The organism is Pararhodobacter sp. (genome assembly GCF_034676545.1).
GTDB lineage: Bacteria > Pseudomonadota > Alphaproteobacteria > Rhodobacterales > Rhodobacteraceae > Pararhodobacter.
The window spans coordinates 3,650,372-3,676,064 of the sequence record NZ_JAUCBZ010000015.1; the positions used below are offsets into that span (position 1 = coordinate 3,650,372).

Sequence of the window (25,693 nt, forward strand, 5' to 3'; positions counted from 1 at the left end):
GCTTATCCCCCCTGCCGTCCGCCGGGTTGCGACAGGCGCTCCAGCAGGCGCGCGGGCACAAGATCCTGGCTCAACTGCGCCAGAATGCGGGTCTTGACCTCGGCAGGCATCCGGTTGTTGGCCTCGACGCGGGCAATCAACTCGGCGCGCTGTTCGGGTGCCAAGGGCACCAGATCCGGGGTTGGCGGGATAATCGCGGCGGCTTCGGCGCGTTGCGGGCGCACCTTGATCCCTGCGCCCAGCAAGGGATTGCGCGCCGCCACGATCTCGCGGCCGACCAAGGCGGGCGGCACACGGATCAACACGCTGTCGCCCTGACGGCGCACGACCTCGACGGTCGCCGCCTCCAAGCGGTCATCCTCGGCCAATACCAACACGCCACCACCCGCCTCAACCGCCGCGGCGGGCACGCGGGCGACGTCGTGCAACGCGGGTTCTTCGGTGCGCACGGTGACAAAATCGCCCGGCCTGAAGCCGCGCGGCGCGTCGATCACGGCATAGACCAGCCGCCCCGACTGCCCCTCACCGACCGAGGGGCTGGCGCGGCTCAAGGTCCCCGGCGAGGTGATCTCCAACCCGCCCAGCTCCAGCGCAATCTGCGCGGGCGCCGCGATCAACGCGCCCTGTGGGTCCAACAGGCGCAGATATTGCGCGGTGGAGAGGCGAAACGCGACCTCCAGCGACTCGGGGTCGATCACCTGCGCCAGGCGCTCGTTGGTGCTCACATGACCGCCCGCCACGGCACTCGTCTCACTGAGTACGCCGCCAAAGGTCGCGCTGATTTCGGTTTCTGCCACGCGACGCTCGGCCTCGGCCAGATTGATCCGCTGCCGATCCAGCGAGGTCTGCGCCTGCGCAAAGCGCGCCTCGGCCTGCGCTTCGGCCTGCATCCGGGCGATGACGGCGGCGCGCGCGGCGGCAAAGGCCAGTTCCGCCTCCTCGACGGTGGCCTCGGTGGCAACGCCGCGTTCCGTCAGGCTTTGCCGACGCTCGAACGCGCGCTGGCGCAGTTCGGCCTGAGCGGCAGCCTCGGCCCGATCCAGCCGCGACAATTCCAGCGCGCGCTCTGCATCCTCCAACTCGGCCTGCGCACGCGCCAGATCAATGCCGACCAACGACAGCGCGGCCTGCGCGTCCGCCGGGTTCAACCGGATCAGAACCTGACCCGCTTCGACCGTTGCGCCATTCTCGAACCCCTCCGCCAATTCGATGATCCGGCCCGAGGACGTGGCGCGCAACTCCAGCGTGCGCCGCGAGACAACCTCGCCAAAGGCTGACAGGATCGGCGACACTTCGCCCGGCTGAATTGTCAGGACACGGGCGGTAAATACGCGCTCGCGCACCGTGCGGGGCCGATCCTCTTGGGCGGCGCGTTCGGCCAGTGTGTCGCGCACCATGCCGCCCGCCAAGGCCAACAGGCCCAGCGCCATTGCGCCCAGAAACACGGCGACAAGACTGCGGGTCAGAAATCGCATAACTGAGCTTTCAAGGTTCAAACCCTATACGTTGGCGTCGGCGGTTTGGATGACCGCGCAAGGATTAAACGAAGCACCCCATCATTTCCGTCGCAAATGTTCATCCAATCGCGGCATTATTTCGACAAAATTGCAGGGGCCGTGCCGATAGTCGAGTTGCCAGACCAGAATTTCGTCCCACGCATCCTTGCAAGCCCCGGGACTGCCCGGCAGCGCAAACAAATAGGTGCCATTTGCCACGCCGCCCGTCGCACGGCTTTGCACCGCCGATGTGCCGATCTTCTGCATGGAAACCATGGTGAAAATCGTGCCGAACGCCTCGATTTCCTTTTCGTAGACATCGCGGTGCGCCTCGACGGTCACGTCGCGCCCGGTCAAACCCGTGCCGCCGGTGGACAGGATCACGTCGATCTCGGGGTCCAGCGTCCAGCTGCGCAGTTGCGCGGCGATTTGATCCCGCGCGTCGCGGATGATCGCGCGACCAGCAAGGATATGCCCCGCCTTTTGCAACCGCTCGACCAGAACATCACCCGAGCGATCCTCGGCCAGACTGCGCGAATCCGACACCGTCAGCACCGCGATCCGGACCGGCATGAACGGTTTGCTCTCGTCAATACGTCCCATGGGTTTCCCTTCCTTGGCACCAAATTCCGCCAAGGATTGAACACCGTACAGGCCCGGCGTCAATGCGGGTCACGGTCGCCGCCCTGCAACCGCGCCTTGATGGCCAGCAAATCGGCCCAAGCCTCGCGTTTGGCCTCGGGGTTGCGCAACAGGCTGGCAGGGTGAATCATCGGCATCGCGGCGATCCCCTGCGCCGTGGTCCACCGTCCGCGCAGCTTGGTGATCCCGCGTTTCCCCAACAGCGCCGCGCAAGCAACATTGCCGACCAGCACCAGAACCTCCGGCGCGGCCAGTTCGATATGACGCAGCAGGAATGGGCGCAACATGGCCAATTCGTCTGGCGTTGGCTCTCGGTTCGCGGGCGGGCGCCAGGGCACGGTGTTGGTGACGTAAAACGAGGCGTTCGGGTCGGGGCTGCCGCGCGACAGGCCGATCGCCGCGAACATCTGGTCCAGCAACTGCCCGGCCTTGCCGACAAACGGACGCCCTTGCCGGTCCTCATCCGCGCCCGGCCCCTCGCCGATGATCATCAGCCGCGCGTTGGGGTTGCCATCCGAGAACACGCAATTCCTGGCCCCGCGCCGCAGCTCGCAATAGGGAAACTCTTGCAGCGCCTCGGCCAATGCTGGCAAGTCCTGGGCGGCAAGGGCAAGTCGCGTGGCCTCGGCCACCGCATCCGGGCCGTCATCAGGAGCCGCCGCCACTGGCGTTCTGGCGCCAGACACCTGCGGCGCGGCGCGCTGTGCCTCGGCGTCAAGCCGTTCCTCGACGCGCGCGAAACGGTCGACCGGTTCCGCCAGAACCGCGTCCGTTACGCCCAATTCGACCTGCCACTCCAACAGGGCGCGGGCCAGATGCCAGTCAATCGCTATCGTCATGTGCTTGACCCTACTGCATCCCACGCGCCGCGCCAATGAGTTGTGCACCCGCCAGCGCGCTTGACCGCAAACAGCGGTCTTTCTATACCCCGGCAGCGCCAGTGATTGGGGGACATGATGAGTTTCACGCAACGCCATCTGCTGGGGATCGAGCCCCTTCACCCGACCGAGATCACGACCCTGCTTGATCTTGCCGAGGTCTACGCCGGGCAAAACCGCTCCGAGCACAAGCACTCGGATGTGCTGCGCGGCATGACGCAAATCAACATGTTCTTCGAGAATTCCACCCGCACGCAGGCCAGCTTTGAACTGGCGGGCAAGCGTCTGGGGGCCGATGTGATGAACATGGCGATGCAATCCTCCAGCGTGAAAAAGGGCGAGACGCTGATCGACACCGCGCTGACCCTGAACGCCATGCACCCCGATCTGCTGGTCGTGCGCCATCCCTCCTCGGGTGCGGTCAACCTGCTGGCCGAAAAGGTCAATTGCGCCGTGCTGAACGCGGGTGACGGCAAGCATGAGCACCCGACGCAAGCCTTGCTGGACGCCCTGACCATCCGCCGCAAGAAAGGCCGTTTGCACCGGCTGACCGTGGCGATCTGTGGCGATATCGCGCACAGCCGCGTGGCGCGCTCCAACTTGATATTGCTGGGAAAAATGGAAAACCGCGTGCGCCTGATCGGCCCGCCAACCCTGATGCCCGCCGGCGTGGCCGAGTTCGGCTGCGAGGTCTATGACGACATGCGCGAGGGGTTGCAGGATGCCGATGTGGTGATGATGCTGCGGCTGCAAAAAGAGCGGATGGATGGCGGTTTCATCCCCTCCGAGCGCGAATATTACCACCGCTACGGGCTGGATGCCGAGAAACTCGCCCACGCCAAGCCCGACGCCATCGTCATGCACCCCGGCCCGATGAATCGCGGCGTCGAGATCGACGGCACGATTGCCGATGACATCAACCGCTCGGTGATTCAGGAGCAGGTGGAAATGGGCGTTGCGGTGCGTATGGCGGCGATGGATCTTCTGGCGCGCAATCTGCGGGCGGCGCGGGCAGCATGAGCCCGGTTGCGGCGGGCGAGCGCGGGGTCTTGCGGGTGTTCGCCGTTGATCTGCCCGAGGCCGAGATCGGCGCATTTCTGGCGTTTGACCGGGCGTCCGGGTTCTCCGCGCCATTCGCACACGCCCTGGTGCCAGGTCTCACCCTCGACCCTGATTTCATTGCGGTGTTTCCGGTCCGCCACCTGCCGACCCTTGGCCACAAGGATCTGTTGGATTACGTCTCACAGACAGCCTTCAAGCCCGCCGATTTGGCCCACAACGCCAAAGCCCTGCGCGCCGAGGCCGGCTGGGTGGTCCTGATCTGGTCCGATGCATTTGGTGATCGCGCCGCCACGCTGACCCCCGCGCTGCCCATCCGACCCGTCGCCACCCTGCGCATGACCGACCCGGCCCCGCGTGATCGGTCCACCGCGCGCGTCTGGGTTGTGCCAAAGCGCAATGCCCGCATGGCAGCACCCCCCGGCACGCAGGTGCGCAGGCGGAATGCGGCCACCGGATTGGCGCTGATCACGATGGTTCTGCTTGCTTTTGCGTTGGTTTACATCGGCGTGCCCCAATAGCGCGCCAGCCCCGAACCATCTTGAACCCCGCCGCGACGCCGATAAACTGCCGCGCATTTTGATGCAGGAGGCACCCATGAGCACCACGCAATCCGGCTGGGACGGAATCCTGGACGACGGCGAAACCATCCTCTGGCAGGGTCGCCCCGATAGCGTCATCGTCTGGAAAGACCTGCTCTCATTCGAATCGCTCTTTGGCGTGTTCTTTGCCGGTTTTGCGCTGTTCTGGATCACCGCAGCCACGTTCATGACCGCCGGGCAACCCTCGTTCCAGGGCAGCGGCGGCATCGACACGGTGTTCAAAGTCTTCCCGCTGTTCGGCCTGCCGTTTCTGGCGGTCGGCTTGTATATGGTCGTCGGTCGTATCTTCTGGGACGCCTACCAACGCGGGCGCACTTGGTACACGCTGACCGACCGCGCCGCCTATATCGCGCGCGATGTCTTGGGCCGCCGAACCCTCAAACGGTATGGAACCGACGATATGGACGCCCCGGCACTGCAAGATGACACGCCGGGGTCGGTCATGTTCGCCGAAGAAATCAGCACCTATCACACCAGCAGCCGCAGCAGCTTCAGCCAGGGTCGCCGCAGCCGCACCCGGACGCAGCGCAAAGCCATTGGCTTCCACCGCATCCCGGACGCCCGCGCGGTTTACCGACTGATCGTTGATCTGCGTGCGGCCCACCGAGAAACGCAGGCGTCACCCCCGACTTGACGGATAAACCAAACGCGGGGCGCGTGGTTTCGCACAAACCGGGCGTTTGACGCCGTTACAGCGGGTATTTTCAGGGCCAGCAGGGGCAGCGGCCTTGCTGGCGGGGCAGCACTCACCTACATCGGGGGAATGGAAAAACAGCCCTCGCTCGCCTCTCGACTGCTTCGCCGCGCGCCCCGAGTCAACATTGTTCGCCTGCAAGGGGTGATCGCAGCCGATGCACGGGGGCGGCTTTCGGATGTCTCCACGGCCCCGGTGCTGGAACGCGCGTTCCGCAGCGGCAAGCCCAAGGCCGTGGCGCTGATCATCAATTCCCCCGGCGGTTCGCCCGTGCAAAGCGCGCTGATCGGTGCCCGCATCCGGCGCCTGGCCGAAGAAACCCGCACGCCAGTACATGCCTTTGTCGAGGACGCCGCAGCCTCGGGTGGCTATTGGATCGCCAGCGCCGCCGATGATATCCGCTGCGATGCCGCCTCGATCGTGGGCTCGATTGGCGTGATCTCGTCCGGATTCGGCTTGCAGGGCGCGATTGGCAAACTGGGCATCGAGCGCCGCATTCATACCGCCGGGCGCTCAAAAAGCCAGATGGATCCGTTTCAAGCGGAAAAGCCCGAGGACATCGAGCGGCTGAACACCTTGCTGGCGCAAATGCACGGCGTGTTCATCGACCACGTCAAGGCGCGGCGCGGCGGCAAACTGAACACCGAGAGTGACCTTTTTGACGGGCGTTTCTGGCTGGGGGCCGAGGCGGTGCGTCTGGGGCTTGCCGATGATCTGGGCCACGCCGTGCCAACCCTGAAACGGCTCTATGGCAAAAAGGTCAAATTCCGCGTTTTCGGCCCGCGCCGCAGCGTCATGTCGCGGCTCGGCCTGTCGCTGGCACAGGACGCGCTTGCGGGTATAGAAGAGGCGGCGCTTTGGGCGCGGCTGGGGATCTGAGCGGATGCTGTTACGAGCCATTGTTCTATTTTTGCTCTTCATCATCGTCATGGCGATGGTGCAAAAAGTCCTGCGCCCCGGCAGTCGCAACATCCTGTCCGGCCCCAAGGCCTTGGACAAACTGCGTTGCCCAAAATGCAAGCGGGTGAACTTATCCAACAATCCGGCGCCCTGCGCGCGGGCAGATTGCAGGTATCGTTGATGTTTTTCGACTTTGCAATGATCACCGTTGGTCTGGTTATCTTGGTGTTTGCCGGTGACGCGCTGGTCAAAGGGGCTGTGAACCTCAGCCTGCGTCTGGGTGTCCCGGCGTTGATCGTCGGCCTGACGGTTGTTGCTTTTGGAACATCCGCGCCCGAGCTTCTGGTCTCGGTCGAGGCCGTGTTGGGCAATGCCCCGGCACTTGCGCTGGGCAATATCGTCGGCTCGAACATTGCCAACATCCTGCTGGTTCTGGGTGTGCCGGCCCTGATCGCAGCCGTGCCCGTGTCGCGCGATTTGATGCATGATTACATCATGATGATGGTCGCGACCTTCGGGTTTATCCTGCTCGCGTTCCTCGGGCCGTTTTCCTGGCCGCATGGCGTGGCGCTGCTGCTCGGCCTCGCCTTCATGCTGTGGAACAGCTACGCAAGGGCCCGCAATCACCGCAACGATGTCGCGGCGTCGGTCGACGACGGCGAGGTCGATCTTGAAGGCGCCGACCCTGGCATCTCAGGGACGAAAATCGCCTTGTATCTGGCGGGTGGCATCATCGGCCTGCCCATCGGCGCGAATTTTCTGGTCGATGGCGCGGTGAATGTCGCCACCGCGCTGGGTGTCAGCGAGGCCGTCATCGGCCTGACGCTGGTGGCCGTGGGAACGTCGCTGCCCGAACTGGCGACCACGGTTGCGGCGGCGTTGCGCCGCGAGGCAGGCGTGGCCATGGGCAACGTGATTGGCTCCAACCTGTTCAACCTGCTGGCCATCATCGGTATCGCGTCGTTTATCGGTGACATCCCGGTGCCCGAAGAAATGCTGCTGCTGGACCTGTGGGTCATGGCCGGGTCCGGGGCATTGCTGGGGGTCTTTGTGTATACCGGCCGCCGCATCAACAGACTGACTGGCATTGGCCTGATCGCGCTCTATGTGCTCTATGTGATCCAACTGTTCCACTGAGGCGACGATGACGGGCAAAGCACTGATAACCGGAGCCGGGCGGCGGCTTGGCCGTGACATGGCGCTGTTTCTGGCCGCGCGCGGCTATGACGTCGCGCTGCATTACGCGAGCAGCAAACCCGAGGCCGACGAGATCGCCGGATTGGCGCGGGCGCTGGGCGTTCAGGCGGTGACGCTGCACGCGGATTTGCTGCACGAGGATCAAACCGCGGCGCTGATCCCGGCGGCGGCCAAGGCGCTGGGTGGGCCGCTGACGGTGCTGATCAACAACGCCTCGATCTTTGAGTATGACACGATCCACTCGGCGACGCGCGCAAGCTGGGACCGCCATATCGAATCCAACCTGCGCGCGCCGTTCACCCTGACGCAGGCCTTTGCGGCACAGGCCCCCAAGGGGCGGGTCGATGCGAACGCAGAACCCATCGCCAGCGGGTTGATCGTGAACATGATTGACCAACGGGTCCGCAAGCTGACGCCGGAATTCATGACCTACACCATCGCCAAGATGGGCCTGTGGGCGATGACCCAGACCACGGCGCAGGCGCTGGCTCCCGATATCCGGGTCAATGCCATCGGCCCCGGGCCTACCTTGCAGGGCAGCCGCCAGAGTGCGGAACATTTCAACCGCCAGCGCCGCCATACCGTGCTGGAGCGCGGCGCAAATCCGTCGGATATCACCGCAGCGCTTGGATATTTCCTCGATGCGCCGGCCGTGACGGGTCAATTGTTGTGTGTCGATGGCGGGCAGCATCTGGGATGGAGGACCCCCGACATCTTGGGGGTTGAGTGACCCGGCGGCAATTACACGCGACATGTTGTCCACCGAACGCTCGGGTGTCACATTCGCGTTAGGAAATGCTTAATCTTTTCAGGAAGTTGTATGATGCCAAGAATTTTGTTAAGCATTTTCAACGATCTGCAAAATCGCCTATTTTTTGGGCAGATCGATGAACCCCGCTAGAAACAAGGGAAATCTCTGTCTCTCCATAGGCAATCCACAGACTTATCCACAGGTTCCGTGGAAAGCTTTGCCCTTGATCTTGTGCACGCTAGAGTGCAGCTCACACCAGAATCACCCGAAATACGTCTCATGTCTGAACCTGCCGCACTCACAGGGCATGCCCTGATCGCTTCCTATGTCAAAACCCTCGACGGGTCGCCGGGCGTTTATCGGATGCTGGATGACGAAGCGCGTGTTCTCTACGTCGGCAAAGCCCGCAATCTGAAAGCGCGGGTGTCGAATTACGCGCGCGCGACCGGCCACACCGCGCGGATTGCCCGGATGATTTCCGAAACCCGCGCAATGATGTTCCTGACCACACGCTCCGAGACCGAAGCGCTGCTGCTGGAACAGAACCTGATCAAGCAGCTCAAGCCCGTCTACAACGTGCTGCTGCGCGATGACAAAAGTTTTCCCAATATCCTGATTGCCAAAAATCATGCCTATCCACAGATCCGCAAGCATCGCGGCAAGCGCAGCACAAAAGGCAGTTATTTCGGACCCTTCGCCAGTTCGGGTGCGGTCAATCGCACGTTGAACCAGTTGCAGAAAGTGTTCCTTTTGCGATCTTGCACCGATACGATCTATGCCAACCGCACGCGGCCCTGTTTGCTCTATCAAATCAAACGGTGTTGCGCGCCCTGCGTCGGCTTGGTCACGCCCGAGGAATACTCCGGGCTGGTATCAGACGCCGAACGGTTCCTGTCGGGCAAGACGACCCATGTGCAAGCGGCGCTGGCCGAGCAGATGCAAGCCGCCTCGGACACGATGGAATTCGAGCGCGCCGCCGCGCTGCGCGACCGCATTCGCGCGCTGACCACCGTGCAGCAACAGCAGGGCATCAACCCCAAGGGGGTCGAAGAAGCCGACGTGATCGCGCTGCATCTGGAAAAGGGTCTGGCCTGCGTTCAGGTGTTTTTCATCCGCGCGCATCAAAGCTGGGGCAACCGCGATTTCTACCCGCGCACCGGTTCCGGGGCCGAGGAGGGCGAGATCCTCGAGGCGTTTCTGGCGCAGTTCTACGATGACAAGCCGCCACCCCGGCAGATCCTGTTGTCGCATGAGGTCGAGAACGAGGATCTGGTGCGCGAGCTTTTGTCGGCACGCGCCGGGCGCAATGTCGATCTGCGCGTCCCTCAACGCGGCGAAAAGCTGGAACTGGTCGAAAACGCCACGCGCAATGCCCGCGAATCGCTGGGGCGCAAGATGTCCGAGAGCGCCGCGCAGTCGCGCCTGTTGTCCGGCATGGCCGAGGCCTTTGGCCTTGACGAGGCGCCAAAGCGGGTTGAGGTTTACGACAACAGCCACATTCAGGGTGCCCACGCCATTGGCGCGATGATCGTCGCCGGACCCGAGGGTTTCCTCAAGAATCAGTACCGCAAATTCACCATCAAGACAGACGCGGGGGCGCAGGGCGATGACTTTGGCATGATGCGCGAGGTCATCACCCGGCGGTTCGAAAGACTGCTGCGCGACGACCCCACGCGCGAGACCGAGGCCTGGCCGGACCTGCTGCTGATCGACGGCGGGGTTGGACAGGTCTCCAGTGTGGCCGAGGCGCTGGCGGCGTTGGGCATCGACGATGTACCGTTCATCGGTGTTGCCAAAGGCGTCGATCGTGATCTGGGCCGCGAGGAATTTCATCGCACCGGACAGCCCCCCTTTGCGCTGCGCCATAATGACCCGGTTCTGTATTTCATCCAACGGCTGCGCGACGAGGCGCACCGCTTTGCCATCGGCACCCACCGCGCCGCCCGCGCCAAGGCCAGCACCCGCACGCCACTGGATGAAATCCCCGGCGTCGGGGCCTCGCGCAAACGGGCCTTGCTGGCACATTTCGGCTCGGCCAAGGCGGTGACGCGGGCCGGATTGGCGGATCTGACGGCGGTGGCCGGTATTTCCGAGGCGATGGCCCGCACGATCTACGATTTCTTCAATGCCGGCGAAGGCTGATCCCCACGCCGCCCCACCCACCGCGACGGAAACCCGGCGCCGCCGCGTAAGACCTCTGACGGGCTTTGCCCCCTTCCACCGATACTCTTTTGGGATTAGATAGACACCATGCGGTGGAATATACCAAACACGTTAACTTTCATTCGCCTCCTCGCGGCCCCCGGGGTGGCCGTGATGTTTTTGTATTTCGCCCGGCCTTGGGCTGACTGGTTTGCCCTGGTGTTGTTCCTCAGCGCCGCCGTCACCGATTTCTTCGACGGCTACCTCGCCCGGCTGTGGCGGCAGGAAAGCCGGGTTGGCGCGATGCTGGACCCGATCGCCGACAAGGCGATGGTGGTCATCGCGCTGCTGGTCATCACCGGGTTTTCCGGCATGGACCCGTGGCTGATCATTCCCGCCACGGTGATCTTGTTCCGCGAGGTGTTCGTGTCGGGGCTGCGTGAATTTCTGGGAAGCAAATCAAGCCTCTTGGCGGTGACCAAGCTGGCGAAATGGAAAACCACCGCGCAGATGGTGGCGATCTCGGTGCTTTTTGCGGCGATGGGGCTGGAATATGTGCGCGAACAGGCGCTGGCCCGGAATCATTCGCTCATGCGGGAGATGTCGAACGCCGGACTTGATGCGGATTTCAACGTGCTCTCCCTGGCCACGTTTGGCGGGGAAACCGTCTGGCTGTTTGGCCTTGCGCTGATCTGGGTTGCGGCGGCTTTGACAGCGATCACCGGCTGGGACTATCTGAAAAAGGCCATGCCCTATCTCAAGGACGTTGCGGAATGACTGTTACGGTTCTCTATTTTGCCTGGCTGCGCGAACGCATCGGCGTCCCGCGTGAAGCCGTCGACACCACCGCCGCGACCGTCGCGGATCTGGTTGCCGAATTGCGCAGCCGCGAGGAACGCTATGCGCTGGCGTTCTCTGACCTCGCCTCGGTTCGCGTGGCCCTGGATCAGGAATTATCCGCGTTCGACTCGCCCCTGGCAGGCGTGCGTGAGGTGGCGTTCTTCCCCCCCATGACCGGCGGCTGAGACATGGCGATCCGTGTGCAGGCCGAGGCGTTTGACTATGGCGCAGAGTGTTCCGGGTTCGCCGCACAATCCGACGGCGCGGGTGCAATCGTCACCTTTGGCGGGATCGTGCGCGACAATGAGGGCACGCTTCTGGGCATGGAGATCGAGCACTACCCCGGCATGACCGAACGCGCGCTGGCCGACATCGAGGCACAGGCGCGCGCCCGCTGGTCCTTGTCCGAGGCGCTGATCATCCATCGCTTCGGCCCGCTGGCGCCGGGCGAGATGATCATGATGGTCGCCACCGCCGCACGCCACCGCGCAGACGCCTTTGCCGCCGCGGAATTCCTGATGGACTATCTGAAATCGCGCGCGCCCTTCTGGAAGAAAGAACGCTCGGCACAGGGCACCGCCTGGGTTGCCGCGCGAGACGAGGACGAGGACGCGCTCAAACGCTGGTGATCACTTTTCGACCGATGGGGCAAGTCCGCTGGGTGCATCCTCGAAAACCACCGGCAACGTGAACTCTGCCCGTTGCCCGCTTTCGCGGTCGGTCACCGATGTGCGCAACGTAAATGCGCCAACCGCCCCGGTCACGCGGTAGGTCAGATGGAAATATCCGTCTACCGGCTCTCGATACGATTCCAGTTGGATGTCGCCCATCGGAATCAGCTCGGGGGTCATTTGCCGTCCATCCGGTGAATCCAGCGTGAAAGCCACGTCAAAGCGCATCTGGTTGACGCCACTCGGCTGCGGGGTCAGCGAGAAGCCGTAGACCTCGACATAGGCGTAAACCGGGTCACCGATGCGATACACATTGCTCGCGCGGGGTTCGAAGATGCCAAACCCGGTTGCCGGACTGGCGATAAGCTGGGCGTTGGTAACGCCAAATCCGCTCAGATCCGTGACCGCGCGCATGAAATCGCGCGCCGCGTCAACCGCCTCGCGGGTCTGGCCTTGCGCGATCAGCAATTCGATGGCGCTGGCCGCCTCGGTCAGGGGCCCGGCCAGACGCGGGGCTGGGGGCACAAAGACCGCCCAGCAAGAATGGCAGCGCAACCAAGGTGGGTCGCGCAATCGCCCGTGCAACAGATCCAATGATCATCCGAAACGCCCCAATCGTCATGCGATACAGGGCACTTTGCCCGCCCGCTGGCGCCAGAGCAAGGTCTGCTCGCAGAGTTGTGTTTACGTTTCCCGCGCCGTGAGCAACGACTGCAGATACTCATTCTGGTGGCGCGCCTCGCGCAGCCCATCCATCGCGGCGCGCAACTCGGCCTGCAGTTGCGCGGTTTGCCGTTCCGTTTCTTCCTCGAGCTGCTGAATATAGCTGATGGCCTGATCGCGCGTTTCTTCGGCTTCATGCAGGGCCTGCGCCATGCGCTCCAATTCGCCAAGATCGGCTTGCGTCACACGCGTGAAACGATGCACCAGCCAGTTCACGAACCACCCCAGAGCAAAGGCCGTGGTCAACACGATCACAGTGACAACGACAAATTCAGTGCGGTTCATAGGGGTCTCCGGTTCGTGCGTGACTTGGTTCTTTGGGGCCGCATCGTCTTAGTTGTTCGTCGCGTCGGGCGCTGGCCCGGCCAGACTTGCGGGGCGTACCCGTGGCCGTATGGTCGAGTCGGTCGGGGTTTGAATGTCAAACACCAGCTCCAGCTCCAACGCGGGGTCCAGCGGTTCCGGATCGGGCTCGGGCCGGATCAAGGTGAATTCGATCCGCCGGTTGGCCTCGCGGCCCGCTTCGGTGGCGTTATCGGCAATCGGGTTTGCCGCGCCATAGCCCTGCGCCACCATCGACGACACCAGCACACGCCGCGTCAACAGTGCGTTGATCACCGCCGACGCGCGGGCCTGGCTCAGACCCAGATTGCTCTCGTCGCGGCCTTGGCTGTCGGTGTAGCCGGCAACCTCGAACGGCAATTCACCGCATTCGCGCAACACATCGGCGATATCGTCCAGCACGCGGCCCGTTGCCGTGTTGATTGCAACCGAGCCGGGATCAAAGGTGATCTTGGTTTCGGCCAAAATCGCATGAATGCGCGCCTCGCAATTGTCCGGGGTCGGGGCCTGTGCGACCGGATCATAGGCCTCGTCATAGGCCACATTGACCGAGAATTCCGCGTCAGCGCCCAACCCTTGCACAATGGCCTGCGTCACCTGTGACGAAACATCCGGGTTGCCGGACACACCGTCGATTTCAATCCGGTCCTCCAGCACCAGTGCCGATCCGTGATGGGTTTCCGCAAGGGCATCGAGGGCGGTCAGGACGCGCATCGACCAGCCTTGTGGCAGATCTCCGTCAACCCGCGCCGCCATTGTCACCGCTTGCGCGCCAAAGCGCGCGCGGGCAAAGGCCTGGACGGCGGCGCGAATTCTTGTGTCGGGCAATCGTCCGGCAAGCGTCAAGCGCCCGTCTTCGGTGAGGGTCATCAGCATTTCGGGCCGCCCCTCATCGACATTTTGCGCCGCTTCGGGTGGATCAAGCCGCCGCGCCGCCAGCGAGAATGCGGGCGGCAACTGGGTTTCCAGCGCGCCCACGGCCCGGTCAAACGCGGCACTGGCCACGGTATGCGGCACGTTCAGCACAACCTCGCCGTCCGAGATCGTCAGACTTCCGGCTTGCAGGTCGGACAGCGCCGCAATCGACGCCGCCGCGGCCTCGCCCCAGCGCGGCGAGGGTGCCCCCAGCGCCAAGGGGCAGGTCACTCGCTGGGCGACGCCCGCAGCCGTCAGCGCAGCGCGAATGCGGGTCTGGGCGGCCTCGGTATCGGCCGAGCATGCCCGGACGCGCATGACTCCCTGTTCGGTATCGACCCGCAGCAGAAACGGCGCGGCGACCGGACGCGGCGCGGTCAATTGCAAGCTCAGCACCTGCCCACTTGGCGCGATCTCGCGCAGTTGCGTTTCCAGACGTGTGCGCGCTTCGGGGCTTGGCACAAGGGCTTCAACCTCGATCCGCCCCGCCGTCACCGAAATCCGCCCCACGTCCAACAAGGCCACCGCCTGCACGGCAAAATCCACCGCGGCGACCCAGCCTCCCGGCACCGCATGATCCGCAGTCTGCAACATGTCCGCGATATCCGCGTCCCGGACACTGTCTTGCAAGCGCTCAAGGATCGGGTCGCCATCGGTCGTCAACGGCACCAATCCGATCACCGACAGGTTCTGTCGGTCGCGCATCAACTCAATCCGGAACACCGGGGCGACGACGGCGGTGCGCACCGTCACCTCGATCTCGTCAGAGACGCGCGACGTGTCGATCACCGTGCCCGCGACCCGGAGCGCCCGGATACGCAGCGATTCGGTGGCGGCGGTGCCCGTCAGCTTGACCCCCAGCCCGTCCGGCGTCACCTCGACCCAATCCAACCCGGCCGTCTGGAACGCCGCGTTCAGCGATGACATCGTGCGCCGTTCAATCACGCTCACCAGCACCAGTGCCGTGACCAGCGCCAAGAGAAGAGCCAGCACGAAAGCCGCGATAGAGACAAGCTGAGGTTTATTGGTCATATTCGATCCAAGGCGATTGCCGTTGCGCCCATGACCTAGACCCATGCGCGAAGCGATGCAATCACACCAGCAAGGCGGCGGCGAAAATCAGCACAACGATCAAACCGGCATCGCGGTTCGAATGGAACAACCGCAAGCACACCGCCGAATCGTTGATGTTGAGCCGCCCAAGCTGCCAATTCAGATGCGCACCAAAGGCCCAGCACCCGGCGAGGCTGAGCGACAGCGTCAGCGGGTTCGCCAGGGGGGCCAGCGCATAAATAACCGCCAGCGACATCAGCACAACCGACGTGATCAGGAACCCGCGCAGCCAATATTCCGACTTGTCGCCAAACAGCCGTGCGGTGGATTTCACCCCGATCAGCGCGTCATCCTCGCGGTCCTGATGGGCATAGATGGTGTCGTAAAACAGCGTCCAGCTGATCCCGGCAAGGTACAGGATGACCGCCGGAACCCCCAGCGACCCGGTTTGCGCCGTCCACGCCAGCAACGCACCCCAATTGAACGCCAGCCCCAGGAACACCTGCGGCCACCAGGTGAATCGCTTGGCAAAGGGATAGATCGCCACCGGCAGCAGCGCCAGAATGCCCAGCGTGATTGCCGCGCCGTTGAAGGTCAGCAACAGCAGGAACGAGGCGATCATCTGCACCCCCATCCAGATCAGCGCCTCGCGCACCGTCACCTGCCCCGCGGCCAGCGGGCGGTTGCGCGTGCGCTCCACCAGAGGGTCGATGTCACGATCCGAGATGTCATTCCAGGTGCAGCCCGCACCGCGCATCAGGAACGCACCTATCGCACAGGCCAGCATGATCCAGACCGTGCTCAGCCCCGCCGCGTCGGGCTTGGCCAATGCCCCCAGCAGCGCCCCCCACCAACACGGCAGCAGCAGCAGCCAGGTGCCGATCGGCCGATCCGCCCGTGACAGGCGCAGATAGGGCCGCAGATCCTCGGGCGCTTTGGTATCGACCCAGTTATCGGGGACACGGTCGGCAATAGGGCCCGCCTCCGCCGTCGGCGCGGCGGCGTCGGGTTTTTGACCCGAGGTCTGTGTTTCGGCCTCTGGTGTTTGGCCTGTCTCGGTCATACAAGTGTTTCCATGCCCACGAACCCACCCCGAACCGCCGCCAAACCTGACGACCGCCCCAAGGTGCGCCTCTATGTAGAGCAAGCACTGGCCGAAGGGCAACACGTTGAGGTGTCGCAAGACCAATCACATTATCTTGGCAATGTGATGCGCATGGCACCCGGCGATGCGGTTGCCCTGTTCAACGGCACAGCGGGCGAGTGGCGCGCGCGCATTGTGCGGCTGGCCAAGCGCGGCGGCATTCTGGATTGCGAAGCTCCAACCGCCCTGCAAGCCAACCCGCCTGACGTCTGGATGGTGTTTGCGCCAATCAAGAAGACGCGCACCGATTTCATTGTCGAGAAGGCCGTGGAACTGGGCGTCTCGCGCATCGTGCCGGTGCAGACCGAATTCACCAACGCCGAACGCATCCGCCGCGACCGGCTGCAAGCCCACGCCATCGAGGCCGCCGAGCAATCGGGCGGCACCTTTGTCCCCGAGGTCGCCGACCTGACACCCTTGCCCCGTCTGCTGTCCGCCTGGCCCGAGGGGCGCGCGTTATGGTGGGCCAACGAAGCGCTGACAGGTCAGACCACCTGCGACCTGGCCCCCGCCCCCGCCGCCATCCTGATCGGCCCCGAGGGCGGCTTTTCGCCCTCGGAACGCACGCGCCTCGCCGCCCTGCCCTTCATCCGCCACCTTGCCCTTGGCCCGCGCATCCTGCGCGCCGATACCGCCGCCGTGGCCGCGCTCACCCTGTGGCAGAGCCTGCACGGCGATTGGCGGTGACCTGATGCACGCCGCCGCGCCCTCGGGTTGGTTCAGCGTGACGCGCGGCGCGGTTCCGGGGCCTGCCTCAACGGGATGATCCATGCTATGCGTCGCCCATGATTGACTTCATTCGCCCCGCCGCCCGCCGCGCCCTGCGCCGTTGGGGCGAGCCGCTGATTGCCGCGGCGATCACCGCCTTGGGCGCATTCTGGGCGCTGACCAGTTACGGGCTTGTCCAGTGGCTCGGCTGGCTGATCATTGTGCTTGGCCTCGCGCTGCTCTGGAGCGCGCTTCAGCGCGCGCGGTTCAACACCCAGGGCGCCGGGCCGGGCGTGGTGCAGGTCGTCGAGGGGGAAATCCGGTTTTTCGGCCCGCGCGGCGGCGGATTTGCCGCCATCGACTCGATTGTCGCCCTCAGCCTCAGCGCCGACACCGGTTTCTGGCTGATCGAGGCCGAGGATGGCCAAATCCTTGTGGTGCCTCGCGCCGCCACCGGGGCCGAGGCCCTGTTCGACGCCTTCACCCGGCTGCCGGGGCTGGACATGGAGTCGCTCTTGCGCAGTCTTGCACAAGACCCCGCCGCTCGGGCACACACCATCTGGCGAAGAACCACGCGCACCCTCTTGACTTGAGCCGCCCTGAGCGACAGGTCTGAACACTGATCCTCACATTGCCCGGAGCCCATGATATGTCCATTCCTCAGTCCGGCGGCGGGCCGATTGAACATCCCGATCAACTCGCCGAATACCTCGCGTCGGGCTGCAAGCCCAAGGACGATTGGCGCATCGGCACCGAGCACGAGAAATTCGGCTATTGCAAGGACAGCCAACGTCCCCTGCCGTATCTGGGGGAACGCTCCATCGTCGCCGTCCTCGAAGGGCTGCGCGATCGCTACGGCTGGCAGCCGGTGATGGAGGGCGACAACCTGATCGGCCTGACGCTGAACGGCGCGAATGTCAGCCTTGAGCCGGGCGGTCAGCTGGAACTGTCGGGCGCGCCTTTGGAAACCATCCACCAGACCTGCGACGAGGTGAACGAGCACCTGCGCGAGGTGAAATCCATCGCCGACGAGGTTGGCGTCGGGTTCATCGGGTTGGGTGCCGCGCCGATCTGGTCACATGACGACATGCCGCTGATGCCCAAGGGCCGCTACAAGCTGATGGACAGCTACATGCAAAAGGTCGGCACCCACGGCACGCAGATGATGCGCCGCACCTGCACGGTTCAGGTCAACCTCGACTTCGCGTCCGAGGCCGACATGGTGCAGAAGCTGCGCGTGGCCCTGGCCCTGCAACCCGTTGCGACCGCGCTGTTCGCCAATTCCCCGTTCTTTGACGGCAAGCCCAATGGCCATAAATCCTGGCGCTCGCGCATCTGGCGTGATCTGGACCCGGCGCGCACCGGCACGCTGCCCTTTGTCTTCGAGGAAGGCTTCGGCTTCCAGCAATACGTCGATTACGCGCTCGATGTGCCGATGTATTTCGTCTACCGCGACGGCAAATACATCAATGCCCTGGGCCAGTCGTTCCGCGATTTCATGCAGGGCAAATTGCCTGCCCTGCCCGGCGAAGTGCCGACGCTCAGCGATTGGGCCGACCACCTGACCACGATCTTCCCCGAAGCGCGCATCAAGAAATACCTTGAAACCCGCGGCGCCGATGGTGGCCAGTGGCGGCGTCTGTGCGCCCTGCCCGGCCTGTGGGTCGGCATGATGTATGACCAAACCGCGCTCGATGCCTGCTGGGATCTGTGCAAGGATTGGGATCTGGAAACCCGCGAGGCGCTGCGTGTTGCCGCCAGCGTCGACGGGCTGCAAGCCGAGACGCACGGCGTCAAGATGCTCGATCTGGCGCGCGAAGTCGTCAACATCGCCGACGCCGGTCTCAAGGCCCGCGCACGGCCCGGCTCGGGTGGCTTGATCCCGGATGAAACCCACTTCCTCAACGCCTTGCGCGACAGCATCGAGACCGGCCAAACCCCGGCGGATGAGCTGCTGGCGCGCTATCACGGCGACTGGAACGGCGATCTGACCCGCATTTACGACGAATACAGCTACTGAGCGCGGCATTTCCCGCCGCCATCACCAAAGAAAAGGGGGCGCCAAATTGGCACCCCCTGTTTTTTTGGCCTGATGGTTGGTCTTGGTCGGTTTACGCCCGGAAATCGCGCAGCAAGAAATCGGGCACATGGTCACCCATGCCGACAACCGGCTCATCGCGCTGACGATCCCGGCGGCCACGGCCCCGGTTGTTGTCGCGCCCAATGTTGTCGCGGGCGTTGTTGTCGCGGGCCTCGGTGCGGGCCTCGGTGCGACGATCAGAACGCCGGTGATCCGGTGCTGGCACTGCCGCAACGGCTTCTGGCGCGGCGACAGGTTGCGCGGCGACGGGTTGCGCGGCGACGGCCTCGACGGCCTTGACCGCAACGGGCTTTTCGCTTTCGACACGCTCGGTCTTGCGACTGCGGCTGGCGCGTTTGCGCACAGGCTTTTCCTCGGGCACTGCATCCGACACCTCGGCACGCGGCGACTCTGCCGCGCCGGGTGCAACGCCACGCGGCAATTGCTTTTGCAGCAACGCCTCGATCGCCGCGACATATTTGTCGTCCGACGGTGTCGCAATGGTAAACGCCTTGCCCAGACGCCCCGCCCGGCCGGTGCGGCCAATGCGGTGGACATAATCCTCGGCATGGCTGGGCACATCGAAGTTGAACACATGGCTCACCGCCGGAATATCCAGCCCCCGTGCCGCCACATCCGACGCCACCAGCAAACGCACAGTGCCTTCGCGGAAACCATCGAGCGTGCGCGTGCGCACCGATTGGTCCAGATCGCCATGAATCGGCGACGCATCGAAACCGTGCTTTTTCAGAGATTTTGCCACGACATCCACATCAATCTTGCGATTGCAGAAGATGATCGCGTTGGTGCAGCTGTCACCTTCGGCGTTGATCAGATCGCGCAGGACATTGCGCTTTTCGCTGAACGAGCGATCCCGGCGGCTGGGCTTCATCTCGATCAGCAACTGGGTGATGGTCTCCGCCGTCGTCGCCTGCCGCGCGACTTCCACACGCACCGGGTTCGACAGGAAGGTGTTGGTGATGCGCTCGATTTCCGGCGCCATCGTCGCCGAGAAAAACAGCGTCTGGCGGGTGAAGGGCGTCATCTGGAAGATGCGCTCGATATCCGGAATGAACCCCATGTCCAGCATGCGGTCGGCCTCATCGACAACCATCACCTCAACGCCGGTCAACAGCAGCTTGCCGCGCTCGAAATGGTCCAGCAGGCGGCCCGGCGTGGCGATCAGAACATCGACGCCGCGGTCGATCAGCTTGTCTTGCTCACCAAAACTGACGCCACCGATCAACAGGGCCTTGGTCAGTTTGGTATATTTGGCGTAGGTGTCGAAATTCTCGGCCACCTGCGCGGCCAATTCGCGGGTCGGCGCCAACACGAGGCTGCGCGGCATCCGTGCCCGCGCCCGGCCCCGCGACAGGCGCGTGATCAAGGGCAGCACAAAGGACGCGGTCTTGCCGGTTCCGGTTTGCGCGATTCCCAGCACATCACGACCGGCAAGGGCCTCGGGGATGGCTTGGGCTTGAATGGGAGTCGGCGTTTCGTAGCCAGCTTCGACAACGGCTTTGAGGACCTTGGGGTCCAGCGAGAGATCAGTAAATTTGGTCATGTGTGTCCGTATGTTGCGGCATCGGGCCGCAATTCCAATATAGGACGCCCATCTTCGCGCCCTGGCATCTGTACCGTTGCCCAATCGATCAGGAATGGGGCCGATTGCGCCGACTAACGCAATTGCGTGCCGGGGTCAATGAAAGCCTTCTGACACCGGCCAAATGCGGCGCAAATGCGGCGGTTAACCCTGTTCTGCCTTGGTTAATCCAGAATTAACCTTCCTTTCGCCTCAGGTCGCACAAATCCGCGACGCATTCACAGACCACAAAGGGTCATCACGCGTTAACCGCGAAGGAAGTCCCAATGAACGCCCGCGTCACATTTACATCCCACGACATTGACGCCGTTCCCGCGGCAGAGGCCAATTCCATGCTCCATACCCCGGTTCAGGCGGCCCTGCCTGCCCCTGCTCAATTCGATGCCGTGACGGACCTGATCAAGACCGTGTTCCATGTGCCCTCGGTGGCCGTCGCGCTGCATGGCGCACCGGCCAATGCCGAACGCGGCGTGTATCGCTCATTTCTTGAAATCCCGCTGATCAACCATGACGAGGTCATCGGCTCGCTGCGCATTCTCGACACCGTCGAGCGCGACTTCAGCGACCGCGACTGTCAATTGCTGGAAGGGTTTGCCAAACTGGTGGTCGATCAGGTTGAACTGTGGTCCGAGGCCAGCCGCGATGTGCTGACCGGGGCCATGACCCGCCGCGCCTTCTCGGACACGCTGCGCAAGACCTTTGCCGCCCGTACCCGCGCGCAAGGCACCGCGTCGCTGATTCTGTTCGATCTGGACCACTTCAAGCGCGTCAATGACACCTGGGGCCATGCCGCCGGCGATGCGGTGTTGAAAACCGTGGCCCGGACCGTTTTGCGCGAATTGCGCGTCGAGGACAGTTTTGGCCGCGTCGGTGGCGAGGAATTCGCCATTCTGGTTGCCAATGCCGACGCCCAGCGCGCGGCAGATGTCGCCGAGCGCGTGCGCATCGCGATCGAGAACGCCACGATTCCGGGGCACCCCGAGATCAGGATCACCTCCAGCTTTGGCGTGGCCGAGGCCACCAATGCGGTGCTCGATGTCGAAGATTGGTCCGACCGGGCCGACGAGCAGCTTTACGCCGCCAAAGGCTCGGGCCGCAACCGGGTGAATGTTGCCGTCGATGCACAACCATTGCGCGCCATGGTGAACTGATCCACGCCAGAGACCCTGACAAACGGGCCGTACCCTTGGGGGTGCGGCCTTTTCCATTGGACCGGGCGCTCTGACAATCCCCTCACGGCATTGACACTTTTTATTGAACGGTAACGGAACCAAAACCGACCCATGGGCATTGAGACAGCAACCGATGCGAAAAGGACACTGCCATGCCCCGGACCGCCCTTGCCCTCGCCGCGACCGCCACGCTGATGTTGAACGGCTCGATGGCCTCGGCCACCATGCCCGCCACATCGCATTGCGGCGATGTCGAAACCGTCTGCGTCATCTCGCTGCGCATGATGGAAGCCCCGCCGCAGCGCCCGGTAGACTTGATGACGCGCCATGGCAGCGCCGAGGCGCGCCTCATTCTCGCCTCGGCACCACGATAGGCCCCGCCAGATTTCTGCAGCCAGTGGACAGGATGCACGCTTTACGCTAGAGGCGCGCCATGCTGGACAATCGCCCCAAACTTCCGCCTGAAATCGCCCGCCGCCGGACCTTTGCGATCATCTCGCATCCCGACGCTGGCAAAACCACATTGACCGAAAAATTCCTGCTGTTTGGCGGGGCGATCCAGATGGCCGGCCAGGTCCGCGCCAAGGGCGAGGCGCGGCGCACGCGCTCGGATTTCATGCAGATGGAAAAGGACCGCGGAATCTCGGTCTCGGCCTCGGCGATGTCCTTTGACTTTGATGGCCACCGCTTCAATCTGGTGGACACCCCCGGCCACAGCGACTTTTCCGAAGACACCTATCGCACGCTGACCGCCGTGGATGCCGCAATCATGGTGATCGACGGGGCCAAGGGTGTCGAGAGCCAGACGCAGAAACTGTTCGAGGTCTGCCGGTTGCGTGACCTGCCGATCCTGACGTTTTGCAACAAGATGGACCGCGAGGCCCGCGATACCTTCGAGATCATCGACGAAATCCAGGAAAATCTGGCGATTGACGTGACTCCGGCGTCCTGGCCCATCGGTCAGGGCCGCGCGTTTCTGGGCTGTTACGACCTGATCAACGACCGGCTGGAACTGATGGACCGCGCGGATCGTAACAAGGTCGGCGAAAGCCTGAAGATCAATGGCCTCGACGACCCGAAACTGGCCCAACACATCCCCGCCGACATGCTGGAAACGCTGCGCGAAGAAATCGAGATGGCGCGCGAATTGCTGCCGAAGTTTGATCACGACTCGGTGCTGAATGGCTCGATGTCGCCGATCTGGTTCGGCTCGGCGATCAATTCCTTCGGCGTACAGGAATTGATGCGCGGCATGGCCGAATACGGGCCAGAGCCGCAACCCCTGACCACCGATGGCCGCCAGATCGACCCCGGCGAGGACAAGGTTACCGGCTTTGTTTTCAAGGTGCAGGCCAATATGGACCCCAAGCACCGCGACCGGGTGGCCTTTGTGCGGCTGGCCTCGGGGCATTTCCTGCGCGGCATGAAACTGCAACATGTGCGGCTTGGCAAGCCGATGACCGTCTCGAACCCGATGCTGTTCCTCGCCGCCGACCGCGAGTTGACCGAAGAGGCATGGGCGGGCGACATCATCGGCATTCCCAACCACGGACAGCTGCGCATTGGCGACACGCTGACCGAAGGCGAGGCGATTCGCTTTACCGGCATCCCGTCCTTTGCGCCCGAGTTGTTGCAGACCTGTCGCGCCGGCGATCCGCTGAAATCCAAACACCTTGAGAAAGCGCTCATGCAATTCGCCGAGGAAGGCGCGGCCAAGGTGTTCAAGCCGATGATTGGCTCGGGCTTTATCGTCGGTGTGGTCGGCCCGCTTCAGTTCGAGGTTCTGGCCTCCCGGATCGAGCTGGAATATGGCCTGCCGGTGCGCTTTGAAAGCTCGCCGTTCTCCTCGGCGCGCTGGCTTTCGGGGCCAAAGGCCGACGTCGACAAGGTCGTGAACTCCAACAAGGGCCATATCGCGACCGATTCCGACGGTGATCTGGTGTACATGACCCGGCTTCAGTGGGATATTGATCGCATTCAGCGCGACAATCCGGCGGTCAAATTGACCGCAACCAAGGAAATGATGGTTTAAGCACGATTGCGGCCGGCTCCTCGGAAGCGGCGGACCAGGGGGCGCGAATCCACCGATTCGGGGTGCGCGTTGGTGCCTTTTGCCAGTCGCTTGCCGCCAGTCGCTGTTGCGCCACCCAGAAGCCTCGCCCCTTGTAAAGCGCGCGCCGGGACGCCATTCTAGACTGGCAGGTCCCGATCCTGATCCTCACCGGGACAGAGCGGGCCTTGCTGCTTGTCGAAAGCCACCGCCCGGAGCGCAAAGCCCGGCCCCCCTGACTTTCCCCCAGCATCGGACCGACGGGCATCCGCTCGGCGGTGGTTCATCAAAGGATACGATCATGGGCAAGGGCGACAACAAACGCGGCAACAAGGAAATCAAGAAGCCGAAAAAGGAAATAGCCAAGACCCCGGCGACCGCAAATTTCAACGCGGGCAAGGAAACCACGATTGGTGGCAAGAAGGTCAAATGAACGCCGCGGGGATGCGCGGGTGACGCGCATCCCCTGCGCCTGGGGTCCGGTGCGTGCAAGCACACACCCTACGAGGCGTCACACCTGAGCGGCATGCGGAAATTTCCTGTAGGGTGTGTGCTTGCACGCACCATCCCCAAGGTGCGCTAGGTGTCGATATACAGGTCAATCATCAGATCATCGCAGGCCGGGTCGTTCTTGTAGTGATCAAAATCGCTCACCCCGCGCTGCCTCAGGAACGGCTCATCCACAAGGCTCTCGCCGCTCAACGCGCGGCTGTTCGTGGTCAGAATGGCATAGGCTGCATCAGCCATGATCGCCGGTGTCCGGGACTTCGCCATCAGCGCCTTGTCCAGCGCAAACTCGATCGCCGCCGTGGCAATCGTGGTTTGCGGCCACAGCGTGTTTGACGCAATCCCGTCACCGCGCAGCTCCTCGGCCAGACCCAGCGCCAGCAGCGTCATGCCGAATTTTGTCACCGTATACGGAATATACCCGCCAAGCCACTGGCGGCCCAGATTGATCGGTGGCGACAGGGTCAGGATATGCGGGTTCTGCGCCTTCTTCAGATAGGGAATCGCCATTTTCGAGCAGAGCAACGTGCCCCGCGTGTTGATCGACTGAATCAGATCATACCGCGCCATGTCGGTCTTTTGCACCGGCGCCAGAAAGATCGCGCTGGCATTGTTGACCAGAATATCAATCCCGCCAAACGCGTCGGCGGCCTGCGCCATCGCCGCCTGCACCGCGTCATCGTCGCGCACATCGAGCTTGATGGGCAAGGCTTGGCCGCCGGCCGCCACGACCTCGGCGGCGACCGTGTGGATGGTGCCGGGCAGCTTGGGATGCGGCTGATCGGATTTCGCGGCAATAACAACATTGGCCCCGTCCCGCGCACAGCGCAGGGCGATCTCGCGCCCGATGCCGCGGCTGGACCCGGTGATGAAAACTGTCTTGTTGGCGAGTGTCGGCATCAGGGCGATCCTTGGATGACTTGCGTTGCCCGATCCTAATCGCTTTATCCGCGTCGCCGAAACCCTAACCTTGCGTCGCCCGGCACTGTGTCCGCCGTCGCCGTGTCAGCACCATGCCTGACAAACCTGTAGGGTGTGTGCTTGCACGCACCATCGCCACGCCCGCAACGCCGATCAGTCGTCAAGCGCCGCGATCATGGCCACGCGAGTCGCATGCCTGCCGCCCTCGAACTCAGCGCTCAGGAAGGCATCAACAATGTCCAAAGCCAACCCCTCGCCGACCACGCGCGCGCCCAGCGACAGCATGTTCGCGTCGTTATGCTGACGGATCATGCGCGCCGAATACGCGTCCGAGCAGACACCGCAGCGAATGCCCTTGACCTTGTTCGCGGCCATCATGATGCCCTGCCCGGTGCCGCACAGAATGATGCCAAGCCGACAATCGCCCGACGCAACCCGCCGCGCCGCCTCGGTGCCGCGCTCAGGATAGGGCGTGCTTTCGGGCGTCATCGGGCCGATATCGACCACCTCCCAGCCAAGCCCCGCAACATGCGCGGCAATCGCGCGGCGCAGGGGAATGGCGGCGTGGTCGCTCGACAGGACGATTCGCGGGGTGCCGGACAT

Annotated in this window: 27 protein-coding genes; 17 read left to right on the top strand and 10 right to left on the bottom strand. The window is 63.5% G+C overall.

All coding sequences use genetic code 11. The features are described 5' to 3' along the window. Positions 1-2: 2 nt before the first annotated feature. From VDQ28_RS21330 to VDQ28_RS21340, 3 genes are all read right to left on the bottom strand, one after another. Positions 3-1,475, bottom strand: coding sequence for an efflux RND transporter periplasmic adaptor subunit (locus VDQ28_RS21330; protein WP_323037841.1), 1,473 nt, complete (start codon positions 1,473-1,475; stop codon positions 3-5). Between the two features lie 81 nt (positions 1,476-1,556). Continuing rightward, complete coding sequence (gene moaB / locus VDQ28_RS21335; protein ID WP_323037842.1) at positions 1,557-2,099, bottom strand: molybdenum cofactor biosynthesis protein B; 543 nt, start codon at positions 2,097-2,099, stop codon at positions 1,557-1,559. Between the two features lie 59 nt (positions 2,100-2,158). Continuing rightward, a complete protein-coding gene (locus VDQ28_RS21340; RefSeq protein ID WP_323037843.1) occupies positions 2,159-2,977 on the bottom strand; it encodes a uracil-DNA glycosylase family protein in 819 nt (272 codons plus the stop codon). A gap of 117 nt (positions 2,978-3,094) precedes the next feature. Here VDQ28_RS21340 and VDQ28_RS21345 point away from each other — a divergent pair, with 117 nt between their 5' ends. From VDQ28_RS21345 to VDQ28_RS21390, 10 genes are all read left to right on the top strand, one after another. Next, on the top strand, positions 3,095-4,036 hold the full coding sequence (locus VDQ28_RS21345) for an aspartate carbamoyltransferase catalytic subunit (RefSeq protein ID WP_323037844.1): 942 nt from the start codon (positions 3,095-3,097) through the stop codon (positions 4,034-4,036). Beyond that, positions 4,033-4,596 (top strand): hypothetical protein, encoded by a 564-nt coding sequence (locus VDQ28_RS21350; protein WP_323037845.1) that lies wholly within the window; start codon positions 4,033-4,035, stop codon positions 4,594-4,596. Before VDQ28_RS21345 ends, VDQ28_RS21350 begins: the two co-directional genes overlap by 4 nt. Before the next feature lie 76 nt (positions 4,597-4,672). Then, a complete protein-coding gene (locus VDQ28_RS21355; protein WP_323037846.1) occupies positions 4,673-5,311 on the top strand; it encodes a hypothetical protein in 639 nt (212 codons plus the stop codon). 204 nt (positions 5,312-5,515) lie between these two features. Continuing rightward, a complete protein-coding gene (locus tag VDQ28_RS21360; RefSeq protein WP_323037847.1) occupies positions 5,516-6,250 on the top strand; it encodes a S49 family peptidase in 735 nt (244 codons plus the stop codon). A 201-nt stretch (positions 6,251-6,451) separates the two neighbouring features. Next, positions 6,452-7,408: a calcium/sodium antiporter gene (locus VDQ28_RS21365; protein ID WP_323037848.1), complete on the top strand. Its 957-nt coding sequence runs from the start codon at positions 6,452-6,454 to the stop codon at positions 7,406-7,408. 7 nt (positions 7,409-7,415) lie between these two features. Continuing rightward, positions 7,416-8,198, top strand: coding sequence for an SDR family oxidoreductase (locus tag VDQ28_RS21370; RefSeq protein WP_323037849.1), 783 nt, complete (start codon positions 7,416-7,418; stop codon positions 8,196-8,198). A gap of 300 nt (positions 8,199-8,498) precedes the next feature. Next, positions 8,499-10,361, top strand: a complete 1,863-nt coding sequence (uvrC, locus tag VDQ28_RS21375; RefSeq protein ID WP_323037850.1) for an excinuclease ABC subunit UvrC — start codon at positions 8,499-8,501, stop codon at positions 10,359-10,361. A 108-nt stretch (positions 10,362-10,469) separates the two neighbouring features. Further along, on the top strand, positions 10,470-11,138 hold the full coding sequence (gene pgsA / locus VDQ28_RS21380; RefSeq protein ID WP_323037851.1) for a CDP-diacylglycerol--glycerol-3-phosphate 3-phosphatidyltransferase: 669 nt from the start codon (positions 10,470-10,472) through the stop codon (positions 11,136-11,138). Further along, positions 11,135-11,386: a molybdopterin converting factor subunit 1 gene (gene moaD, locus VDQ28_RS21385; RefSeq protein ID WP_323037852.1), complete on the top strand. Its 252-nt coding sequence runs from the start codon at positions 11,135-11,137 to the stop codon at positions 11,384-11,386. Before pgsA ends, moaD begins: the two co-directional genes overlap by 4 nt. 3 nt (positions 11,387-11,389) lie before the next feature. After that, the gene (locus tag VDQ28_RS21390; RefSeq protein WP_323037853.1) at positions 11,390-11,830 is read left to right on the top strand and encodes a molybdenum cofactor biosynthesis protein MoaE; all 441 of its coding nucleotides are present in this window, start codon (positions 11,390-11,392) and stop codon (positions 11,828-11,830) included. On the opposite strand, the gene VDQ28_RS21395 is transcribed toward VDQ28_RS21390, so the two are convergent. The 4 genes from VDQ28_RS21395 to ubiA all read right to left on the bottom strand — a co-directional run bounded on the left by VDQ28_RS21395 (position 11,831) and on the right by ubiA (position 15,968). Next, positions 11,831-12,397 (bottom strand): hypothetical protein, encoded by a 567-nt coding sequence (locus VDQ28_RS21395; RefSeq protein ID WP_323037854.1) that lies wholly within the window; start codon positions 12,395-12,397, stop codon positions 11,831-11,833. Between the two features lie 159 nt (positions 12,398-12,556). After that, a complete protein-coding gene (locus VDQ28_RS21400; RefSeq protein ID WP_323037855.1) occupies positions 12,557-12,880 on the bottom strand; it encodes a hypothetical protein in 324 nt (107 codons plus the stop codon). Positions 12,881-12,928: 48 nt separating this feature from the next. Continuing rightward, positions 12,929-14,884 carry an OmpA family protein gene (locus VDQ28_RS21405; protein WP_323037856.1) on the bottom strand — a complete coding sequence of 652 codons (1,956 nt, stop codon included), beginning with the start codon at positions 14,882-14,884 and terminating at the stop codon, positions 12,929-12,931. Between the two features lie 61 nt (positions 14,885-14,945). Then, positions 14,946-15,968, bottom strand: coding sequence for a 4-hydroxybenzoate octaprenyltransferase (gene ubiA, locus VDQ28_RS21410; protein ID WP_323037857.1), 1,023 nt, complete (start codon positions 15,966-15,968; stop codon positions 14,946-14,948). Positions 15,969-15,980: 12 nt separating this feature from the next. Here ubiA and VDQ28_RS21415 point away from each other — a divergent pair, with 12 nt between their 5' ends. The 3 genes from VDQ28_RS21415 (at position 15,981) to VDQ28_RS21425 (ending at position 18,777) form a co-directional block, all read left to right on the top strand. After that, positions 15,981-16,736 (top strand): 16S rRNA (uracil(1498)-N(3))-methyltransferase, encoded by a 756-nt coding sequence (locus VDQ28_RS21415; protein WP_323037858.1) that lies wholly within the window; start codon positions 15,981-15,983, stop codon positions 16,734-16,736. 98 nt (positions 16,737-16,834) lie between these two features. After that, the gene (locus VDQ28_RS21420) at positions 16,835-17,350 is read left to right on the top strand and encodes a hypothetical protein (RefSeq protein ID WP_323037859.1); all 516 of its coding nucleotides are present in this window, start codon (positions 16,835-16,837) and stop codon (positions 17,348-17,350) included. 56 nt (positions 17,351-17,406) lie between these two features. Next, positions 17,407-18,777, top strand: a complete 1,371-nt coding sequence (locus VDQ28_RS21425) for a glutamate--cysteine ligase (RefSeq protein WP_323037860.1) — start codon at positions 17,407-17,409, stop codon at positions 18,775-18,777. Between the two features lie 91 nt (positions 18,778-18,868). Here VDQ28_RS21425 and VDQ28_RS21430 read toward each other — a convergent pair whose 3' ends face one another. Further along, complete coding sequence (locus tag VDQ28_RS21430) at positions 18,869-20,401, bottom strand: DEAD/DEAH box helicase (protein ID WP_323037861.1); 1,533 nt, start codon at positions 20,399-20,401, stop codon at positions 18,869-18,871. 305 nt (positions 20,402-20,706) lie between these two features. Between VDQ28_RS21430 and VDQ28_RS21435 the strand changes: the two genes are divergently transcribed. The 4 genes from VDQ28_RS21435 (at position 20,707) to VDQ28_RS21450 (ending at position 24,095) form a co-directional block, all read left to right on the top strand. Next, positions 20,707-21,591, top strand: coding sequence for a sensor domain-containing diguanylate cyclase (locus VDQ28_RS21435; protein ID WP_323037862.1), 885 nt, complete (start codon positions 20,707-20,709; stop codon positions 21,589-21,591). Between the two features lie 173 nt (positions 21,592-21,764). Next, positions 21,765-21,986 (top strand): hypothetical protein, encoded by a 222-nt coding sequence (locus VDQ28_RS21440; RefSeq protein WP_323037863.1) that lies wholly within the window; start codon positions 21,765-21,767, stop codon positions 21,984-21,986. Between the two features lie 59 nt (positions 21,987-22,045). Then, positions 22,046-23,644 (top strand): peptide chain release factor 3, encoded by a 1,599-nt coding sequence (locus tag VDQ28_RS21445; RefSeq protein WP_323037864.1) that lies wholly within the window; start codon positions 22,046-22,048, stop codon positions 23,642-23,644. Between the two features lie 319 nt (positions 23,645-23,963). Then, positions 23,964-24,095: a hypothetical protein gene (locus VDQ28_RS21450; RefSeq protein WP_323037865.1), complete on the top strand. Its 132-nt coding sequence runs from the start codon at positions 23,964-23,966 to the stop codon at positions 24,093-24,095. A gap of 146 nt (positions 24,096-24,241) precedes the next feature. Here the strand turns inward: VDQ28_RS21450 and VDQ28_RS21455 are convergent, their stop codons facing one another. Both VDQ28_RS21455 and rpiB read right to left on the bottom strand, forming a co-directional pair. Further along, a complete protein-coding gene (locus VDQ28_RS21455) occupies positions 24,242-25,069 on the bottom strand; it encodes an NAD(P)-dependent oxidoreductase (protein WP_323037866.1) in 828 nt (275 codons plus the stop codon). Positions 25,070-25,243: 174 nt separating this feature from the next. Next, a complete protein-coding gene (gene rpiB, locus VDQ28_RS21460) occupies positions 25,244-25,693 on the bottom strand; it encodes a ribose 5-phosphate isomerase B (RefSeq protein WP_323037867.1) in 450 nt (149 codons plus the stop codon).